The organism is Microvirga terrae, from assembly GCF_013307435.2.
GTDB lineage: Bacteria > Pseudomonadota > Alphaproteobacteria > Rhizobiales > Beijerinckiaceae > Microvirga > Microvirga terrae.
On record NZ_CP102845.1, the window covers coordinates 4,436,119 to 4,453,646 of the forward strand.

The following is a 17,528-nucleotide window of genomic DNA, read 5'->3' on the forward strand; positions in this document are numbered from 1 at the left end:
GACTTCAGATCGCCCCCTCGTCCGGAATGTTGAGGACGGTGCCGCAAGCCTTGCAGTGCACCGCATCCCGGTCATGGCGTTGCAGGGCGCAGACGGGACAGGGAAACCTCACCTTGTCGGGTCTCAACAGCACCTGAACCAAACGCAGGAAGAGCGTGACGCCGAAGATCATGATGATGACCGAAATCAGATGCCCCAGTGTGCCGGTCAACGTGATATCGCCGAACCCGGTCGTGGTGAGCGCCGCGATCGTGAAATAGAGCGCGTCGATGTAGTTGCCGATCTTCGTGTTCGTCCAGCGCTGCGTCTCGTAGACGAAGCCCGTCATGACGAAGATGAAGACGCCGAGGTTGACCGAAGCGATGATCAGATCTTCATTGCGCCGGAAGAAGACGCTGTCGGACCTCAGGCGGGCGAGCAGCTGATAGGTGCGCAGCAGGCGCAGGGTGCGCAGGATTCGCAGGAACCCGATGCCCTCTCCGACGACCGGCGCAAGAAACGACACGATGGCCGCGACATCCGCCAGGGTCGCGGGATGAGCCAGATCCCGCCAAGGCGTCCGGCTGATGGCCAAGCGGGCTGAGAAGTCGCCCAGAACGATCAACCCGATGATCACGTCGACCCACTCGAAGGCCGGCGAGCGCGGCAGGAACGATGTGATGACGATGAACAGGATCGTGGTCACGTCGAAGACCAGCAGAGCATAGCGGAACTGATGCGCTTCCTGAGTATCGCCCTCGTAGAGAAGCCTCAGCCTATCTCTTATCCGCATCGGGAGGTCTCGTCGAATGGGCGGAAGGAAGTGCGAACCATCGGTCGAATCACGTTTTATAGGGTTTATCGACTCCCTGATTATCTATAGAGCAGGGTTGCAATTCCAACGGGGTGCCATCCGGGACGAAGCGGTCTATTCCCTCGCCTCGAAACCCGATGCTGTTGAGAGATGTCCCGATGCTGAAAGCTCTGATCTTCGATATGGATGGAACACTGGTGCACAGCGACCCCGTGCACCTCGAGGCCTTCGCCGAGGTCCTGAAGGCCGAGGGCGTCGACATCACCGAGGAAGTCTATCGCTCCCAGATCATCGGGCGCACCAACGAGGCGATTTTCGCGTCTCTCCTGCCTCACCTGCCGGTGGAGCGGCACGAAACCTATGCCGACGAAAAGGAGGCCACCTTCCGCCGCATGGCGTCGGACCTCAAGCCGCTGGACGGGCTTCTCGAACTCCTCGACTGGGCCGAGGCGCGCCATATCCAGATCGCCCTCGTCACCAACGCGCCGCGGCTCAATGCGGATCACATGCTCGAAGCCTTGGGACTAGCGGGCCGCTTCAAGGTCGAGATCACCATCGAGGAGGTGGAGCGCGGCAAGCCCGATCCCCTGCCCTATCTGACGGCCCTGGAGCGGCTCGGCATCCGGGCCGAGGAGGCCATCGCGTTCGAGGATTCCCCATCAGGAATGAGGGCTGCCAAGGCTGCAGGCCTCTTCTCCTTCGGTGTCCTGACCGGCCTGACCGCGGGCGAGATGAGGGAGATCGGCGCCGACGGCGCCATCGTGACCTTCCACGACCGGGCCCTCTGGGAGATCCTGGAGCACAGGATCGCGTCCTAGTTGCCTCAGGCGGCGTCGGGCCGCAGCTCGCTGGAATCATGGCCGGCACCGCCTTCATCGAAGCGTCGGCGCGCCGCCAGAATCTCATCCCGGTTCTGGATCGCCCACTCGCCGAGCCCCCGTACAGTCCTGAGCAGGGAGCAACCCAGCTCTGTAAGCTGGTAATCCACCCGGGGTGGAATGGTCGGGTAGACGGTGCGCGTCACGAGCCCGTCCCGCTCCAATCCGCGCAGCGTCAAGGTGAGCATGCGCTGGGAAATGCCCGTGACCGAACGGCGTAACTCGTTGAATCTCTTGGGGCCCTCGCCCATCTGGACCACGACCTGCACGCTCCATTTGTCGCCGACGCGCGACAGAATTTCGGTCACGGTCCGGCAGTTGGTGGGCACATGGATGTGACTGGGTGACATGAAAGTGCCTCCTTGCGCGACGCTCAAGAAGTTACTTAATGAGCCTCGGTTACAAAACGGAACTTATGTGCTCCGGCCCCCGAATGCAAACCAAGGACATCCCATGAAGCCCAAGCTTCACATCATCATCGCCAGCACTCGCCCCGGCCGGATCGGTCCGAGCGTCGCGGAATGGTTCCGCGATTTCGCCGACGAGCACGGCAGGTTCGATCCGGTTCTGGTCGATCTGGCCGACTTCAACCTGCCGGTCTTCAACGAGCCCGAGCATCCGCGCCTGCGCAACTATCACCACGCGCATACCAAGGCCTGGAGCGACAGTGTGGCAGAGGCGGACGCCTTCGTGTTCGTAACGCCCGAGTACAATTTCGGCCCCCCGCCTTCTCTATTGAACGCCCTCAACTATCTCGTGGCGGAGTGGCAATACACCCCGGCCGGTTTCGTGAGCTATGGCGGCATCTCGGGTGGACTTCGCGCCGTCCAGATGACGAAGCAGATTCTCACCACCTTCAAGGTGATGCCCATCACGGAAGGCGTGCCGATGCCGATGGTGTTCCAGAACCTGGAAAACGGAAAGCTGAAGCCCGCCGAGATCTACAGGACCTCGGCCGCGGCCATGCTGGATGAACTCCACGTCTGGACCGAGGCCCTGAAGGGCGTCCGCTCCAAGCACAAAGCCTCTCTGGAGCGCAAGGCCGAAGCCGCCTGATTGTCCTGTCGAACCAAGAGGCACCGCTTTCGGCCAGAGCGGTGCCTCTGTGCCTTTGTCAGCCGTTCAGAGACGTCCCGCCAGCGCATCTTCGAAGAGCGTGCGGGCGCTCTCCCGGGTGATCGGCACTGGATTGCCGCCGGCGGTCGGATCGTTCGGCGCCATCTCGGACATCTCGTCGAAGCGGGCCGCATCGACCTTCAGCCCCTCCAGGGTGTGCGGCACGCCGAGATCCTTGCGCAGCTGCAGCACCCAGTCGAAGAAGGCCTGGAATGACGGCTCGAGGCCGATATAGGCAGCGAGGCGCTCGATCCGGGTCTCGATGGCCTCGCGGTTGTAGACCAGCACGTAGGGCATGAAGACCGCATTGGTCAGGCCGTGATGGGTGTCATAGAGCGCGCCGGTTGGATGCGAGAGGGCATGGATCGCCCCGAGGCCTTTCTGAAACGCGGTCGCTCCCATGGCGGCGGCAGACATCATCTGCGCGCGGGCCTCGATGTCCTGACCGTCCTTGTAGGCGCGGGGCAGGTACTCCTTCACGAGGCGGATGCCCTCGACCGCAATCCCGTCGGCCATCGGGTGATAGCCCGGTGCGCAATAGGCCTCGAGGCAGTGAGCCAGCGCATCGAGGCCGGTGCCTGCCGTAATGTGCGGCGGCATGCCGACCGTCAGCTCCGGATCGCAGATCACGATCTTCGGCATCATGAGCGGATGGAAGATCACCTTCTTGGTATGCGTGGCCTCCTGGGTGATCACCCCGGCACGCCCCACCTCCGAGCCGGTGCCGGCGGTCGTCGGGACGGCGATGATTGGCAGAATGCCCTTGGGATCGGCGCGGGTCCACCAATCGCCGATGTCTTCGAAGTCCCACATGGGTCGGGTCTGGCCCGCCATGAAGGCGATGACCTTGCCAGCATCGAGCGCCGAGCCTCCGCCGAACGCGACGACGCCGTCGTGCTTCCCGGACCTCAGGACATCAAGCCCCTTGTAGACATTGGTTTCAACCGGATTCGGCTTGATGTCCGAAAAGATCGCGGCTCTCAGACCGGCGCCCGTGAGCTGGTCGAGGGTCGCCTTCGTCATCGGCTGGGTGGCGAGGAACGGGTCCGTGACGATGAGCGGAGCCAAGATTCCCGAAGCCTTGCAGGCCTCGGCCAGTTCCGCAATGCGGCCTGCGCCGAAGCGCACGGCGGTGGGGTAGTTCCAGTTGGAGCGTGGAGATGCGGTCATGATGGTTTCAATCAGATCTGACGGAGATGGTAGGATTTCGGGCGTGTGAGCGCTTCATAAGCCAGCCTCGACAGGCTCGCCCCACGACCCGTGTCCTTCACGCCCGTCCAGGCGAGCGCGGGATCGAGATAGTCGCAGCGGTTCATGAAGACGGTGCCGGTCTCAAGCTTCTCGCCGATGGCCTCGGCCGCATCGACATCGGAGGTCCAGATCGCCGCGGAGAGGCCGTAGGGGGAATCGTTCATGAGGCGGATCGCCTCCTCGTCTCCCTTCACCTTCATGATGCCGACCGTCGGGCCGAAGCTCTCGTCGCGCATCACGCTCATGGAATGATCGACGTTCGTCAGCACCTGTGGCGCCAGATAGGCCGTGTCGCCCACGTCCGCCCCGAAGCGCTTGGTGTCGATATGCGCCCTCGCGCCCTTTGCCACGGCCTCCGCATTCTGGTGGCGCACGAGATCGGCAAAGCGCTTATGCGCCATCGGCCCCAGCGTCGTCGCCTCGTCGAGCGGATTGCCGAGCACGTATCGGTTCACGAGATCGACCGCGCCTTCGACGAAGCGGTCGTAATGCCTCTCGTGCACATAGATGCGCTCGATACCGCAGCAGCACTGGCCCGAGTTGAAGAAGGCGCCGTCGACCAGATTCTCGATGGCGTGATCGATGTTGGCGTCCTCGCGCACATAGGCGGGATCCTTGCCACCGAGTTCGAGCCCGAGCGACGTGAAGCTGCCCGCCGCCGCCCGCTCGATGGCGCGACCACCCGAGACGGAACCGGTGAAGTTGCAGTGATCGACGAGGCCGGCACTCAGGATGCGGCTTGTCTGATCATGGCTCAGATACAGGTTCTGGAACAGACCTTTCGGCATTCCCGCCCGGTCCATGGCCGCCTGGAAGCGTTCACCCGCAAGAACCGTCTGGGAAGCGTGCTTGAGCAGGACCGCATTGCCGGCCATGAGCGCCGGCACGATTGTGTTGATGGCGGTGAGATACGGATAGTTCCAGGGCGCGACGACCATGACGAGCCCCACCGGCTCCCGTTTGATCATGCGGCGGAAGCCCGGTCTCTCGTCATCCGCCGGGATAGGCTGGAGGCTCTTCTCCGCGATCCCGATCATGTGGCGCGCCCGCTCCTCGACGCCGCGGAACTCGCCCCCGTACCGCACAGGGCGGCCCATCTGCTGGGCAAGCTCAGGCACCACCTCCTGGTTCATGGCGAGCAGCGCGTCGAGAAAAGCGGGGACCTTCTGCGCGCGCTCGGCGATGGGTGTGTTGCGCCACGCCTTTTGCGCCTCGCGCGCCGAGACAAGGGCGGCCTCGATGGCAGCCTCGGACAGGATGGGGCGGCGGACGAGCTCGCGTCCGTCGATGGGGGAAATGCAGACGATATCGGTATCGGCCATGATGGTATGCCTGAATGACCATGATCCCCGAGAATCATGGTCGCCTCCTGTGCGTTGATTATGGGACGGTCTTTTAGATGATCTCGAAGTAACGGGCGAGCTGCCAGTCGGTGATGGCCTTGCGGGCCTCGCGCTCCTCCCATTCGCGGGTGGCCGCATAATGGTCGACGAAGGTGTCGCCGAAAAGCTCTCGGGCCGCCTTGGACCCCTTCAGACGCTCGGCCGCCTCGCCGAGGGAACGCGGCAAGGCCCGCTCCTTCGGATGCTCGACCGCATAGGCGTTGCCTTCGATGGGGTCTCCGGGATCGATCCGGTTCTGGATGCCCCACAGGCCGGACCCGATGGCCGCCGCCAGGGCAATGTACGGGTTGATGTCGGCGGCGGCGACCCGGTATTCCACGCGCTGCGATTTCTCCGATCCGGGGATGACCCGCAGCGCCGTGGTGCGGTTCTCGACGCCCCAGGCCGAATCGGTCGGTGCCCAGAAGCCCGGGATGAGCCGCGTGTAGCTGTTGACCGTGCAGGCCACCATGGCGAGGAGCTCGGGCATCAGCGCCTGCTGGCCGCCGACGAACCAGCGCATCGTCTCGGACATGGTGTGCTTGCCGGACGGATCGTAGAATGCGCCTTTGCCGGACCGCAGGTCGCGCAGGGACGTGTGCAGATGGCCGGATTGACCGGGCCAGTCGCGCGACCATTTCGCCATGAAGGTCGCCATCCAGCCACGGCGTTGCGCCAGAATCTTGGTGTAGGTCTTGAACAGCGCCGCCTTGTCGGCGGCCTTCAGGGCATCGTCGACGCGGATCGCTGCTTCCAGAACACCAGGCCCCGTTTCGGTATGCAGTCCCTCGATCTCGAAATCCATCCTGTTCGCGAGGTCGAGGAGCTCATGGTAGAAATCCGCATGGACTCCTGACCGAAGCACGGAGTATCCGAAAAATCCCGGCGTAATGTTCTTGAGGTTCTTGTAATCCTTCTCCCTTACGGAGTGCGGCGTTTCCTCGAACAGGAAGAACTCGAACTCGGCCGCGGCCGACACGGCAAAACCCATTGCCTCCGCCCGATTCAGGACGCGCCGAAGCACCCCACGTGGGCAGGCTTCCTCCGCATAGCCCTCGAACTCGGCGAGAAAGAACGGCAGATCGTCCTCGAAGGGAATGAGCCGCATCGTCTCCGGCAGCACCCGAACCGGCGCATCCGGATAGGCCGTGTGCCAACCCGTAAGCTTGGTGTTGTCGTAGAGCTGATCGTTGGAGTCCCAGCCCAGGACCACGTCGCAAAAGCCGAAGCCCTTTTCGAGGGCTGATTCGAATTTGTCGCGTGCCATGTACTTGCCGCGCATGATGCCGTCGACATCGGTCACCCCGACCTTCACGAAGCGAAGATCGCGGCTGCGCACATATTCTACCGCATCCGCGGCATTCTTGATCTTGGGAGCGTCCATACGAAGAACCTTGACCTGGCGGAGGAGAGGAGCGCGCACGACGCGCGCTCCCTTGTGGCGTCAGTGCGTCTTGTATCCGCTTTCACCCTTGGTGAGCGCGAATTCCTCCTCCGGCGAGAGGATGAGCTTGTGGCGCCCGATCAGGAGGAAATAGGCCATCATCACCACATAGTAGATGGCCACGCCGGTCACGCCGGCCCGGAACACGGGGTCGGTCAGCTGGAAGACGAGCGTCACGGCCGCTATCGCCATGCAGATCACCGCGCCCGCGATGCCGAAGGGGCTCGTATAGGGCCGATGCAAGTCCGGGAACTTCCTCTTGAGCACGATATAGGACATGCCCTGCATGAAATAGGCCAGCATTGCTCCCGCGACCGCCATGTTGAGCAGCGTCCCGCCGATGACCGTGGCTCCGGCTTCGGCACCGACCGAAAACCAGATGACCAGCATGACGAGAAGGCCGATCACCGCTCCCGCCACCAGGGCCACATGCGGCGTCTTGCGCGCTCCGTGCGTGACTGACAGGAAGCTCGGAAAGTAGCCTGCCCGCGACAGCGAGTAGATCTGCCGTCCGAAGGCGAAGATGATGGTGTGGAAGGATGCGATGAGCCCGATCACCGCGATGGCCGCCAGGATCTTCGCGATATCGGTGCCGAACAGGGTCCGGAACCCGTCGAGCAGCGGCTCGCCGGACTTGCCGAGCCCGACCGCGCCCGGTGCGATGCCCGTGTTCAGGAACAGCACGAGGAACGCTGAAGCGATCAGGGTCAAGATGCCGGCGATGATGCCTTTGGGCATGTCCCGCTGCGGGTCATGCGATTCCTCGGCCGCGAGCGGCAGTTGCTCGATGGCGAGGAACAGCCACACGGCGAAAGGCAGGGACGCCAGGATGCCGAGGGCGCCATTCGGCAGGAACGGGCCGTTGCCGCTGGGAAGCTCCGCACCATCGGGGCCGATGTTCAGCGCCCAGCGGGCGAAGTCGAACTGACCGGAGAGCAGCACCGACACGTAGAAGAAGGCGAGCACCGCGAGAGCGGCCAGCGTCACGGTCACCGTGACCTTGAACGACAGTTCCACCCCGATGATGTTGAGGCCGACGAACAGGGCGTAACACAGCACCCAATAGACGGGCTGGAAGGCCGGCGCCGTCTCGAAGATCGCCGACAGATACGAGCCGATGAAGAACACGATCACGGCCGGAGTCAGAACGAACTCGATGTTCTCCGCGATGCCCGTGACATATCCCGCCCACGGTCCCATGGAGGTGCGGGCGAACGAATAGGCGCCGCCGGTGTGTGGCAGGGCCGGCGACATCTCGGCCAGCGAGAAGGTCAGGCCGAGATACATGACGGCGATGACGATGGTGGCGAAGAACATCGACCCGAAGCCGTTGGCGAGGCCGAGATTCCAGCCTGAATAATGGCCCGAGATCACCGCCCCGACGCCGAGCGCCCAAAGCGACCAGACGCGGGCGTGGCGCTTGAGCCGCCGCGCCTCGAAATAGCTCTCATCCACGGTCGTGTAGGTAATGCCGGCGGCACCCTGCACGCCGGCCGGGGGCGCATGCACCCCGGTGCTTCCTTGTCCGACTGACATCGAGTAGATCCTCCAAGAAGTTCTGTCGTTCGGGTCACGGCACGGTCCGCGCCATGCCCGTCATCAGAGCGTCCGTGCCCCCTCCCTCAAAAGCGGCGCAAGACGGCGAGCCCACGACGCCTGTCCGTCTTGTGCGCGGATCAGGTCGTTGCGGATTTCGATCATCAGCGGATGGAGGCCTCGCCTCACGGCGTGTCGCTCGAGGGTGTGGAACACCCGGTCCGCTGGAGAATAAGGTTCGTTCATGCCGACGATGAGCGTCGGGTCCTGCCGCAATCCGGCTTCGACGCTGCGCGCATAACGCTCGTCGCGATCGAAGATCAGGCCGATTTGCCAGGGGCGCGGCACGTCCCGATAGACCGGCGTGAACGAGTGAATGGACACGACGGCGGCCAGCTGTCCTGCGGCCGTGCGGGACTTCACGAGGGCGTCGACCACGCCGTGAAAGGCGTCATACACCTCCCGCACCCGGACTGCCCTCTCCGTCTCGTCGAGATCGAGATTGCCGGGGATCGTGGTGCGTTCGCTGAGCGTCCAGATCGAATCCGGCGCCGAGGGATCTCGGTTGAGATCGAGCACGAGGCGCGAGACGCCCGCGTGGATCAGCGGCGCGTCGAGGAGCCGCGAGAGATCCTTCGCCACGCCGAGCGCGCCCGGATCCCAGGCGATATGGCTTTCGAGATCCGAGGGCTGGAGGCCCAGCGTGCCGTAGCGGGCCGGGAGGTGATTGGAGGCATGTTCGCAGATGAGCAGGATGGGCGAACGCCCGTTCGGGTTCTCGATGGTGGCAACCGGTTGTTCTGCCGTTACGGCAGGGGGCAGATCGTCCGTCTTCCGACTCGCCTGCGTCATGCGGTTCTCCGTCGACCCGCCCGAAGGCCGGCCAATCCCCGTTTGAACGCTTGATACGTTTCTTGTACTTTTCTCTCGTGATGAAATTTCTGATACAGGTTTTCAGAACCGTCAAGGAGGGGGTGTGAATCAATCCGGTATGCGCGACGACCACCGCCCTCCCCTGACCGCACCGCCGAGCCTCGCCGAGCGCATCCGTCTCGAGATGGATTCGTTCACACCCAGCGAGAAGCGCGCTGCGCATCTTCTCCTGAGCCATTATCCGTTCGCGGGCCTCGACACGGTAGCCGAATTCGCCTCCCGGGCCGGGATTTCCGCTCCGTCAGTCCTACGCTTCGTCACCCGCCTCGGATTCGGTGGCTTTCCGGACTTCCAGAAGCACCTGCGCGAGGAGTTGGAAGCTCAGCTCCTCTCCCCCTTGGCCAAGGCGAGCCCCTCCGACAAGAGCCAGAGTGCGCCGGCGCTCGCGGCCTTTGCGGAGGCGGTGATCGGGAACCTGCAGGCGACGGTGGAGAACATCGCACCGGCCGAGTTCGAAGCCGTGGTCGCGCTGCTGTCGGATCCGCGCCGGCACATTCATTTCACCGGCGGGCGCTTCACCGGCGCTCTGGCCCGCTATGCGGAGAGCCACTTCCGCATCGTGCGCAGCCACATCGATTTCATCGAGGGGCAGCCGGTGCTCTGGCGCGATCGGATGATCGAGATCGGACGCAAGGACGTGGTCGTCGCCTTCGACATCCGGCGCTACCAGGAGGACGTCACGGCCCTGTGCGAGACGGCCGCCAGGCAGGGCGCGACGGTGGTTCTGCTCACCGATCCCTGGCTCTCGCCGATCGCCCGTGTGGCCCGGCACGTGCTGCCGGCCCATATCGTGGCGCCTTCCAACTGGGACTCGTCGGCGGGCCTCCTGCTCCTCACCGAAGCTCTCGTGGCGGCCGTCACGAAACGCCTGTGGGAAAGTGCCAAACCGCGCATGGAGGCGGTTGAGCGTCTAAGGAACCGGAGAACCTAGAGGAGGCCAGCCTCATATTTAGGGTATTAATGTTATGTTATAGAAGATATAAGGAGATGGAATAACATTTAAAGAAGCTTCTCCTTATGGAACCTCAAGCTTACCCACGGGGCTTTCTCCTCTCCAGGTACGGCACTATGCCCCCGCCAGGTTTCAAGGCGGGTCCGATCTTCGACAATTTCTTCATCGAAGCTGCGAATTGCGTTGATTCCGCATCAAGCGGCGAACTTGCCGTGGTGATCCTGGGGACGTGCGTCAGCACCGAGACGGATCGAGGGCAAACGTCCTCGACAAGCCTGGACACTGATCATAATCCGCTCGGCGAAGGGCCCGCCGAGGAAACTCCCGCTCAGCACCTGCTCCGTGCGCTTCTTGCGAGCACGGCGCTGTTCTATGATGCCCTCGACCAATATTGCGGCAGGCACGTCATCATTTTCGGCCCCAAGGACGTCCCATCCGTTCTTGGCGATGCCACGGGGATGCGCACGATCTTTTATGCGGCAGAAGGCGGCGTCGTCGCATCCCACGCCCGGCTCGTCGAAGAGACCCTTGGTGGTGAGATCAAGCGTGTCACTCTTCCCTATCGCTACGGCTTTCCGGGAAATCACACGCCTTATGTCAGAACGCGCCTGCTGACAGCCAACACGCTGTACGATTTCGCGAAAGGCAAGGTCGTCCGCTTTTGGCCGCGCGGTCGCATCAGGGAGGTCGCGCCTCAGAGGGCAGCGGATATCGTTTGCGAGCGCGTGACAACGGCTCTCAAGAGAATTGCAGCAGGAAGACGCGTTTCCCTGAGCATCACCGCAGACCTCGATTCCCGAACGATGCTGGCCCTTGCACTCCAGGCCGGGATCCCGTTCGACGGGTACACGTATGATCGTGGAGACAGAACATCCGTCGATTGCGAGCTTGCCAGCGAACTGGCCCGGATCGCAGGAATTGCACACGTCGTCGTGCCGACACCGAGTGTTGCTCCTCCCGATCTGAAACGTGTCATCAATAGGACGACTTACTACAATCATCATCATTCGGTGGTACAGCCGATGCAGGACCATTTTGCTGACACCGACGCCCTCACCGTGACGGCCAATCTCCTGGAGATCGGCCGATTCTTCTACAAGGGGCAATGGTATGCAGATAATCTGCCGGACAATCCTCGATCCATGACAGACATGGCCCTTGCCGCGATCCCCAACTCGGCCCGCAAAGCCTCCATATTACAGGAGTTGCGTAGCGACCGATTGATGCATGAATATTTTGCCGATTTCATTCGCGATTCCGATTTCAACGCAGCGCGCGGCATCCTGGACCCGCGGGATCAGTTCTACTGGGAGCACAGGATGAGCGCGTGGCATGGGATGATCCTCTTAGAGCGCGATTTCTATGCCGACTGCTTCATCCCCTTCAACAGCCGCTCGATCTTCGAGGCGCTTCTTGGGGTGTCGGAACCCGATCGCAAGAGCGCGACGGCCTTCCGGATCATCATCGGCCGATGCGCCCCTCAGCTTCTCTCGACCATTCCCATCAACCCGGCTCGACAATCCCGCGAGCAACGTCGACCTAAGCACGTTTCCGATGTCCTGAACTGGCTGAAGGTGCAGGCTCAGCGAGCCGGGAACGCACTGAGGGCATCGAATTGACGATCCGTCCTGTGGCTATCTGGACTCCTTTGAGAAGCCCCGGAACCCGAGATGCCATGCTCGCCCGTCGCAATACACCGACGACGCGCACAGGAGGCCGGAACCCGTTGCCCTATTCCGCCGCTTCCGGCCGGGCTCTCTGCAGCCAGCCGATGAGGAATGGGAGGACCAGGCCGATCCCAAGGAACCGGACGAGGTGGTGGATGCCCACATAGAGCGGATCGAGGCCGAGGATCAGGGCCAGCACGGTCATGGCTTCAAGCCCGCCCGGCGCGAAGGCGACGAGTCCGTTGGCGAAGCTGACCCCGGCAAGCCAGGCGGCGGCACCTGCGAACAGGGCGGCCACCACCATGCCGACCGTAAAGGAGCCTAGCGCGGACACGAGAGCCCTTCTCAGGGTCGAGCGCTGGAGGTTGCGGAACCGCTCGGCGATGAACAGCCCGATCAGCACGAGGCCGCCCGTGGCGATCACCGGAGGGATCACGCCCGTCACCCATTCCGTTCCGTGGCTGACCGAGCTGACGACGGTGGCCCCGAGCAGGATCGGAGCGGCCACCTTCAGCCGGGCGAATACCGTCCCCAGCAGGAGGCCGCCGAGCAGGATGAAGGCCATGCCGCCGGGGCTCTCGACCGGGAGCCCCTCGCCGACCAGCATGCCGGCATTGCCCCCGCCCCCGGTCACCACCACGAGGCTCGGCAGCAGGGCGATCAGCACGAAGAGACGGAAGTTCTGCACGATGGCGATGGACGCCACCTCGGCCTTCCGGTCGGCCGCCACGGCGAGGACCGTCGAGAGGGCCCCCGGAACGGAGGCCAGCACCGCATCGGCCTTGCGCCAGCCCGACATGCGCACGAGCCACGCGCTCGAGGCGGCCGAGATCGCCACGACCCCGATGACCAGCAGGATGAGACTGCCCGGATAGCGCCCCATGGCGGCGATCGCGGCCGGCGTCACCGCCGCCCCCATGGCGGCCCCCGAGGTCAGCATGGCGGCATCGGACAGCGCCTTCGGCAGGGGCACGGACCAGCCGGTCAACCCCCACAGGGTGGCGGCGATCGCCGAGCCGGACAGCCAGGCGGCCGGGACCCCGAGCCAGTAGAAGACAAGCCCGCCAAGTGCGGCAACGAGGATCTGGGCGAGATGGGCAAGGACAAGACGCATCACGGTTTGGCTCAATGGACGGCCCGGCCCCTTAGGTCAAATGCCGATGGTGCGCAGTGGCCATGCGGTCACGGTCTGGCCATGGAACGACGGAAGCGTTGCGGAGATCCCGAAAGCCTGATGAGATTGCACCATCAATCATGACACGGAGGAAACGGTGCTTCATGGACTCGACCCGGCGCTCAACGCCGACCTGCTGTATGTGCTCCGGTCCATGGGCCACGGGGACGATCTGGTGATCTGTGACGCCAATTTCCCCGCCGATTCCATTGCGCGCCAGACGGCCTATGGCCGGGTGGTCCGGTTGGACAATATCGGCTCGCCGCGGGCCATCCGGGCCGTCCTGTCGCTGATGCCGCTCGACAGCTTCGTCGACACTCCCGCGGAACGCATGGAAGTCGTCGGCAATCCCGACGACCTTCCGGCCATCCAGCAGGAAGCCCAGAGCGAAATCGACGCGGTGGCCCAGCGCGATGCCGGACGTGACACCTGGCCGATGGGATCGGTCGAGCGCTTCGCGTTCTACGAGCGCGCCAAGCGGGCCTATGCGATCGTGGCGACCGGCGAGCGTCGCTTCTACGGCTGCTTCATCCTGAAGAAGGGCGTGATTCCGCCGCCCTAGGTCAGGTTCCGCCTCAGGCGACGAGCCTCGGGAGGGCTTCGCTGATCCGGCGGACCGCCTCTTCCACGTCCTCGGGCTTGCGCAGATAGCAAAGACGCAGGTAGCCCTCCCCGGCCTCGCCGAAGGCGGAGCCCGGCGCGAGGCCCACATTGGCCTCATCGATGAGACGGAACGCGACATCCTTCGAGCTCGTGGCACCCTTGATCTTCAGGAAGGCATAGAAGGCGCCGCTCGGCGGGGCCAGCTCCACGAGGCCGGTCTCGGCCAGCTGCCCTACGATCTCCCGGCCGCGGCGGGCCTTGCCGATCTGATCGGCCAGGAAGCTCTCACCCTGCTCGATGGCCGCGACACCGGCGCGCTGGATGAAGACCGGCGTTCCGGAGGTCTGGTACTGCACCAGGTTCTCGATCACCTGGCCCATGGCCGGCGAGGCTTCGAGCCAGCCGAGGCGCCATCCGGTCATGGCCCAGTTCTTGGAAAAGGTCTGGATGAAGAGGATCTTGTCGTCCGCCTCCATGACATCGCGGAAGGAAGGCGCCCGTCCGTCGACGGTCAGCGCCGGATCGTGGATGAAGCGGCCATAGATCTCGTCCGCCACGATCCAGAGGCCGTGCCTCCTGGCGAGATCGAGCGCGGCGCGAAGATCCGCATGGCTTGCGACCCATCCGGTCGGGTTCGACGGCGAGTTGATGACGATGGCGCGGGTCCGCGAGGTGATGGCCTTCTCGAGACGCTCGAAATCGAGATGCCAGCCGCGCGCGTCGATGGTCATCGGCACGGCCACGGGACGCGCGCCGGCAACGGTGATCGCACCGGTGAAATTCGGCCAGGCGGGGGTCGGGACCAGCACCTCGTCGCCGTTGCCTGCCAGCATGCGGAAGGCGAGCTGCATCGCCGGCATGCCGCCCGACGTCACGAAGAAGCGTTCCGGATCGAAGGGTTTGGCGTAAACATGTTCGTGGTAGGTGGCGATGGCCTGGCGCAGTTCGGGAATGCCGCGCTGGTAGGTGTAGAAGGTTTCGCCTTTGGCAAGCGACTGGGCAGCCGCATCGCAGATGAAGGACGGGGTCGGCAGGTCACCCTCGCCCACCCAGAGCGGGATGATGCCGGGCTTCTGGCGACCGTAGGTGAACACGTCCACGATGCCGCTCGTCGGCGCCTTTTCCGCCTCGGGGCGCAGGTTGAGAACGGACGGAATCGAGACGGACGCGTTCATGGGGAAGTTCCTCGGAGACGGGCGATCAGGCATGGCCCGTTCGCCCGCTCAAGGCAAGTCCGGAATGGGTCTCATCACGAAAGACGAAGGGTCCGATCGAAACCTGTGATCGATCTCAGCTCGTCCGCCCGGTCTTCAGGAGGTCGCGGATTTCCGTCAGCAGCTTCACGTCGGCCGGGATTTCCGGAGGCTTCTCGGCCGTGCCCGTCTTGGCATCTTCCGCACGGCGGAGGCGGTTCATGCCCTTGACCAGGAGGAAGAGGATCCAGGCGATGATGACGAAGTTGATGGCGACCGTGATGAAGTTGCCCCAGCCGAGCACCGCCCCCTGCTTCTTGGCTTCCTCGAGCGAGCCCGCCGTGACGTTGCCCGACAGGGCCGTGAAGTAGTTCGAGAAATCGAGGCCGCCGGTGATGGCCCCGATGATCGGCATGAACACATCGCCCACGAGGGAATCCACGATCCTGCCGAACGCGGCACCGATGATGATGCCGATGGCGAGATCGACCACGTTCCCCCGCAGGGCGAACTGCTTGAATTCATTCCACATGACCGGACCTCTCTGCTGCCCCCTGGCTAAAGCTGCCCGATCTGGGAATTTCGTCAAGCTTCACGGGCGGCCAGGAGATCCTTCAGATCGAGCCGCTGGGTGACCATCGCAAGTTCGCCCTCGGCCGTTCGCGGCCATTGCTCCTGCGGCCGGTCGACATAGAGTTCGATGCCGTTGCCGTCGGGATCGCTCAGGTAGAGCGCCTCGCTGACCCCGTGATCGCTCGCGCCCTGCAGCGGAATGCCGGTCTCGACCAACCGATAGAGCGCGTCGGCGAGGGCGGCCCGCGTCGGGTAGAGGATGGCCACATGGTAGAGACCGGTGGTGCCGGGAGGCGGCGGGGAACCGCCCTTGCTCTCCCAGGTGTTGAGACCGATGTGGTGATGGTAGCCCCCGGCGGACACGAAGGCCGCCTGGGTGCCGTAGCGCTGGATCAGCTCGAAGCCGAGCACGCCGCAATAGAAGGCAAGCGCTCGGTCCAGATCGGCCACCTTCAGGTGGACATGGCCGATCCTGACGCCGGGATCGATGGGCCGGGCCACCGGCTGCCCGGTGGCATCATGGGGAATGGGCTTGATCATGGAGCGAGCCTCAGGCCGAACGGGTGGACAATGCGGGAGCAGTCTTCGCCGAACCAGCCCGCACCGCAAGGGCGCCGTCTCCGAGAAGGGCCTGGGCCACGAGAGCAACGATCCAGAATGCCAGGTACTCCCAGCCGCCCTTCGGGTTGTTGAAGAAGAACCCGGCCGGGCCGTGCACGAACGCGATGGCGCCGAGAAGCACCGGGATCAGAGCCAGAGCGACCCAGCGGGTGAAGAACCCGAGGATGAGGGCGATCCCGCCGGCCGTTTCGGCCGCGATGGTCAGGTAGGCCAGGGCCGGAGGGAGCCCGAGGCTGCCGAAGAACTGCGCCGCGCCGGCCGGCGTGAACACGAAGACCTTGAGGCCGGCATGGGCCAGGAACAGGACGCCGAGCGTGATGCGCAGAATGAGGGCGGCGTAGGGAGCGGTGCGGGTATCGATCATTGAGATCTCCTGAAATCGGTCTTCCCATATGATCTCAAACCACTGATGTGATAATCCAAGTATCGGAATTATACTTCACACCCGCAGAGTGAGATCGATCCATGCTCGACCGTGTGACCGGCATGCAGGTCTTCGTCCGTGTCGCGACGCTCGGCAGCTTCTCGGCGGCGGCACGGTCGCTCCACCTGTCCCAGACCATGGTGACCAAGCATGTGGCCGCGCTGGAGGACCGGCTCGGCGTGAAGCTGCTGCACCGGTCCACGCGCAAGCTGGCGCTGACCGAAGCGGGACGGAGCTATCTCGCCGCCTGCGAGCGCATCCTGGCCGAGATTGAGGAAGCGGAAGCCTCGGCCAGTCTCGATCGCGTCGAGCCCCGGGGGACGCTGCGGCTCAACGTCCCCCTCACCTTCGGTTTCCGCCAGGTCGTTCCGGCTCTCGCCGAGTTCAGCCGGCTTTACCCTGCGGTCTCGTTCGACCTCGGACTGGCCGACCGCTATGTCGACCTCATGGAGGAAGGCTGGGATCTGGCGGTCCGGATCGGCCGATTGAAGGATTCGAGCCTCGTTGCCCGGCGGCTCGCCCCCTGCCGGACCATCGTGTGCGCATCCCCGGCTTATCTGGAGGCGCACGGAACCCCGCGGACCCTGGATGATCTCGCCCGGCACAATTGCCTCGGCTACACCCTGCCGAGCGCCATCGGGGCGAACCGATGGACCTTCGGCACAGAAGGCGCCATGGTCGTGCCCATCCAGGGCAACCTCCGGGCCAACAACGGCGATGCCCTCCTGGCCGCCGCGGTTGCCGGACAGGGGCTGATCTATCAGCCCACCTTCATCGTCGGCGACAGCCTGCGGGCTGGCGATCTCGTCCCGGTCCTGCGCGACTACCCGACCTACGAGCCCGCCATCCATGCCGTCCTGCCTTCGGGCCGGCAAGCTCCGGCCAAGGTCCGCGCCTTCGTGGCGTTCCTGGCCGCGCGTTTCGGGCCGGAACCGGAATGGGATCGCGGCCTGTGACGGCCCTGCGATGGCTTTCGTGCGCCTGAACG

At 64.1% G+C, this 17,528-nt stretch carries 18 protein-coding genes; 6 read left to right on the forward strand and 12 right to left on the reverse strand.

Features of this window, described 5'->3' with window-relative positions; all coding sequences use genetic code 11:
* Positions 1–4 precede the first annotated feature (4 nt).
* Entirely contained in the window at positions 5–772 is a 768-nt protein-coding gene (locus tag HPT29_RS20875) for a potassium channel family protein (protein ID WP_173947121.1), read from the reverse strand.
* 179 nt (positions 773–951) lie between these two features.
* On the opposite strand from HPT29_RS20875, the gene HPT29_RS20880 reads away from it, so the two are divergent.
* Entirely contained in the window at positions 952–1,611 is a 660-nt protein-coding gene (locus HPT29_RS20880) for an HAD family hydrolase (RefSeq protein ID WP_173947120.1), read from the forward strand.
* A 5-nt stretch (positions 1,612–1,616) separates the two neighbouring features.
* Here the strand turns inward: HPT29_RS20880 and HPT29_RS20885 are convergent, their stop codons facing one another.
* Positions 1,617–2,021 carry a winged helix-turn-helix transcriptional regulator gene (locus HPT29_RS20885; RefSeq protein ID WP_173947119.1) on the reverse strand — a complete coding sequence of 135 codons (405 nt, stop codon included), beginning with the start codon at positions 2,019–2,021 and terminating at the stop codon, positions 1,617–1,619.
* Positions 2,022–2,124: 103 nt separating this feature from the next.
* On the opposite strand from HPT29_RS20885, the gene HPT29_RS20890 reads away from it, so the two are divergent.
* The gene (locus HPT29_RS20890) at positions 2,125–2,727 is read left to right on the forward strand and encodes an NADPH-dependent FMN reductase (protein WP_173947118.1); all 603 of its coding nucleotides are present in this window, start codon (positions 2,125–2,127) and stop codon (positions 2,725–2,727) included.
* Between the two features lie 66 nt (positions 2,728–2,793).
* Here the strand turns inward: HPT29_RS20890 and HPT29_RS20895 are convergent, their stop codons facing one another.
* The 5 genes from HPT29_RS20895 to HPT29_RS20915 form a co-directional block, all read right to left on the reverse strand.
* Positions 2,794–3,957 carry an iron-containing alcohol dehydrogenase gene (locus tag HPT29_RS20895; protein ID WP_173947117.1) on the reverse strand — a complete coding sequence of 388 codons (1,164 nt, stop codon included), beginning with the start codon at positions 3,955–3,957 and terminating at the stop codon, positions 2,794–2,796.
* Positions 3,958–3,968: 11 nt separating this feature from the next.
* Positions 3,969–5,360, reverse strand: a complete 1,392-nt coding sequence (locus HPT29_RS20900; RefSeq protein WP_173947116.1) for an aldehyde dehydrogenase family protein — start codon at positions 5,358–5,360, stop codon at positions 3,969–3,971.
* Positions 5,361–5,433: 73 nt separating this feature from the next.
* Positions 5,434–6,843 carry a glutamine synthetase family protein gene (locus tag HPT29_RS20905; RefSeq protein ID WP_259060227.1) on the reverse strand — a complete coding sequence of 470 codons (1,410 nt, stop codon included), beginning with the start codon at positions 6,841–6,843 and terminating at the stop codon, positions 5,434–5,436.
* 21 nt (positions 6,844–6,864) lie between these two features.
* Positions 6,865–8,400, reverse strand: a complete 1,536-nt coding sequence (locus tag HPT29_RS20910) for an amino acid permease (RefSeq protein WP_173947115.1) — start codon at positions 8,398–8,400, stop codon at positions 6,865–6,867.
* A 63-nt stretch (positions 8,401–8,463) separates the two neighbouring features.
* A complete protein-coding gene (locus tag HPT29_RS20915; RefSeq protein WP_173947114.1) occupies positions 8,464–9,252 on the reverse strand; it encodes an N-formylglutamate amidohydrolase in 789 nt (262 codons plus the stop codon).
* A gap of 124 nt (positions 9,253–9,376) precedes the next feature.
* Between HPT29_RS20915 and HPT29_RS20920 the strand changes: the two genes are divergently transcribed.
* Positions 9,377–10,264 carry a MurR/RpiR family transcriptional regulator gene (locus tag HPT29_RS20920; RefSeq protein WP_259060228.1) on the forward strand — a complete coding sequence of 296 codons (888 nt, stop codon included), beginning with the start codon at positions 9,377–9,379 and terminating at the stop codon, positions 10,262–10,264.
* A gap of 137 nt (positions 10,265–10,401) precedes the next feature.
* Positions 10,402–11,904 carry a hypothetical protein gene (locus HPT29_RS20925; RefSeq protein WP_173947113.1) on the forward strand — a complete coding sequence of 501 codons (1,503 nt, stop codon included), beginning with the start codon at positions 10,402–10,404 and terminating at the stop codon, positions 11,902–11,904.
* Positions 11,905–12,016: 112 nt separating this feature from the next.
* Here HPT29_RS20925 and HPT29_RS20930 read toward each other — a convergent pair whose 3' ends face one another.
* Entirely contained in the window at positions 12,017–13,066 is a 1,050-nt protein-coding gene (locus HPT29_RS20930) for an AbrB family transcriptional regulator (RefSeq protein WP_173947140.1), read from the reverse strand.
* 157 nt (positions 13,067–13,223) lie between these two features.
* On the opposite strand from HPT29_RS20930, the gene HPT29_RS20935 reads away from it, so the two are divergent.
* Positions 13,224–13,688: an RbsD/FucU family protein gene (locus HPT29_RS20935; RefSeq protein WP_173947112.1), complete on the forward strand. Its 465-nt coding sequence runs from the start codon at positions 13,224–13,226 to the stop codon at positions 13,686–13,688.
* 13 nt (positions 13,689–13,701) lie between these two features.
* Here HPT29_RS20935 and HPT29_RS20940 read toward each other — a convergent pair whose 3' ends face one another.
* The 4 genes from HPT29_RS20940 to HPT29_RS20955 form a co-directional block, all read right to left on the reverse strand.
* Positions 13,702–14,904, reverse strand: a complete 1,203-nt coding sequence (locus HPT29_RS20940) for a pyridoxal phosphate-dependent aminotransferase (protein WP_173947111.1) — start codon at positions 14,902–14,904, stop codon at positions 13,702–13,704.
* A gap of 115 nt (positions 14,905–15,019) precedes the next feature.
* Positions 15,020–15,454, reverse strand: a complete 435-nt coding sequence (gene mscL / locus HPT29_RS20945) for a large conductance mechanosensitive channel protein MscL (protein WP_173947110.1) — start codon at positions 15,452–15,454, stop codon at positions 15,020–15,022.
* Positions 15,455–15,507: 53 nt separating this feature from the next.
* Positions 15,508–16,035 (reverse strand): VOC family protein, encoded by a 528-nt coding sequence (locus HPT29_RS20950; protein ID WP_173947109.1) that lies wholly within the window; start codon positions 16,033–16,035, stop codon positions 15,508–15,510.
* A gap of 10 nt (positions 16,036–16,045) precedes the next feature.
* Positions 16,046–16,480, reverse strand: a complete 435-nt coding sequence (locus HPT29_RS20955) for a DoxX family protein (protein WP_173947108.1) — start codon at positions 16,478–16,480, stop codon at positions 16,046–16,048.
* Positions 16,481–16,581: 101 nt separating this feature from the next.
* Between HPT29_RS20955 and HPT29_RS20960 the strand changes: the two genes are divergently transcribed.
* Complete coding sequence (locus HPT29_RS20960; RefSeq protein ID WP_173947107.1) at positions 16,582–17,496, forward strand: LysR family transcriptional regulator; 915 nt, start codon at positions 16,582–16,584, stop codon at positions 17,494–17,496.
* Positions 17,497–17,528: the final 32 nt, after the last annotated feature.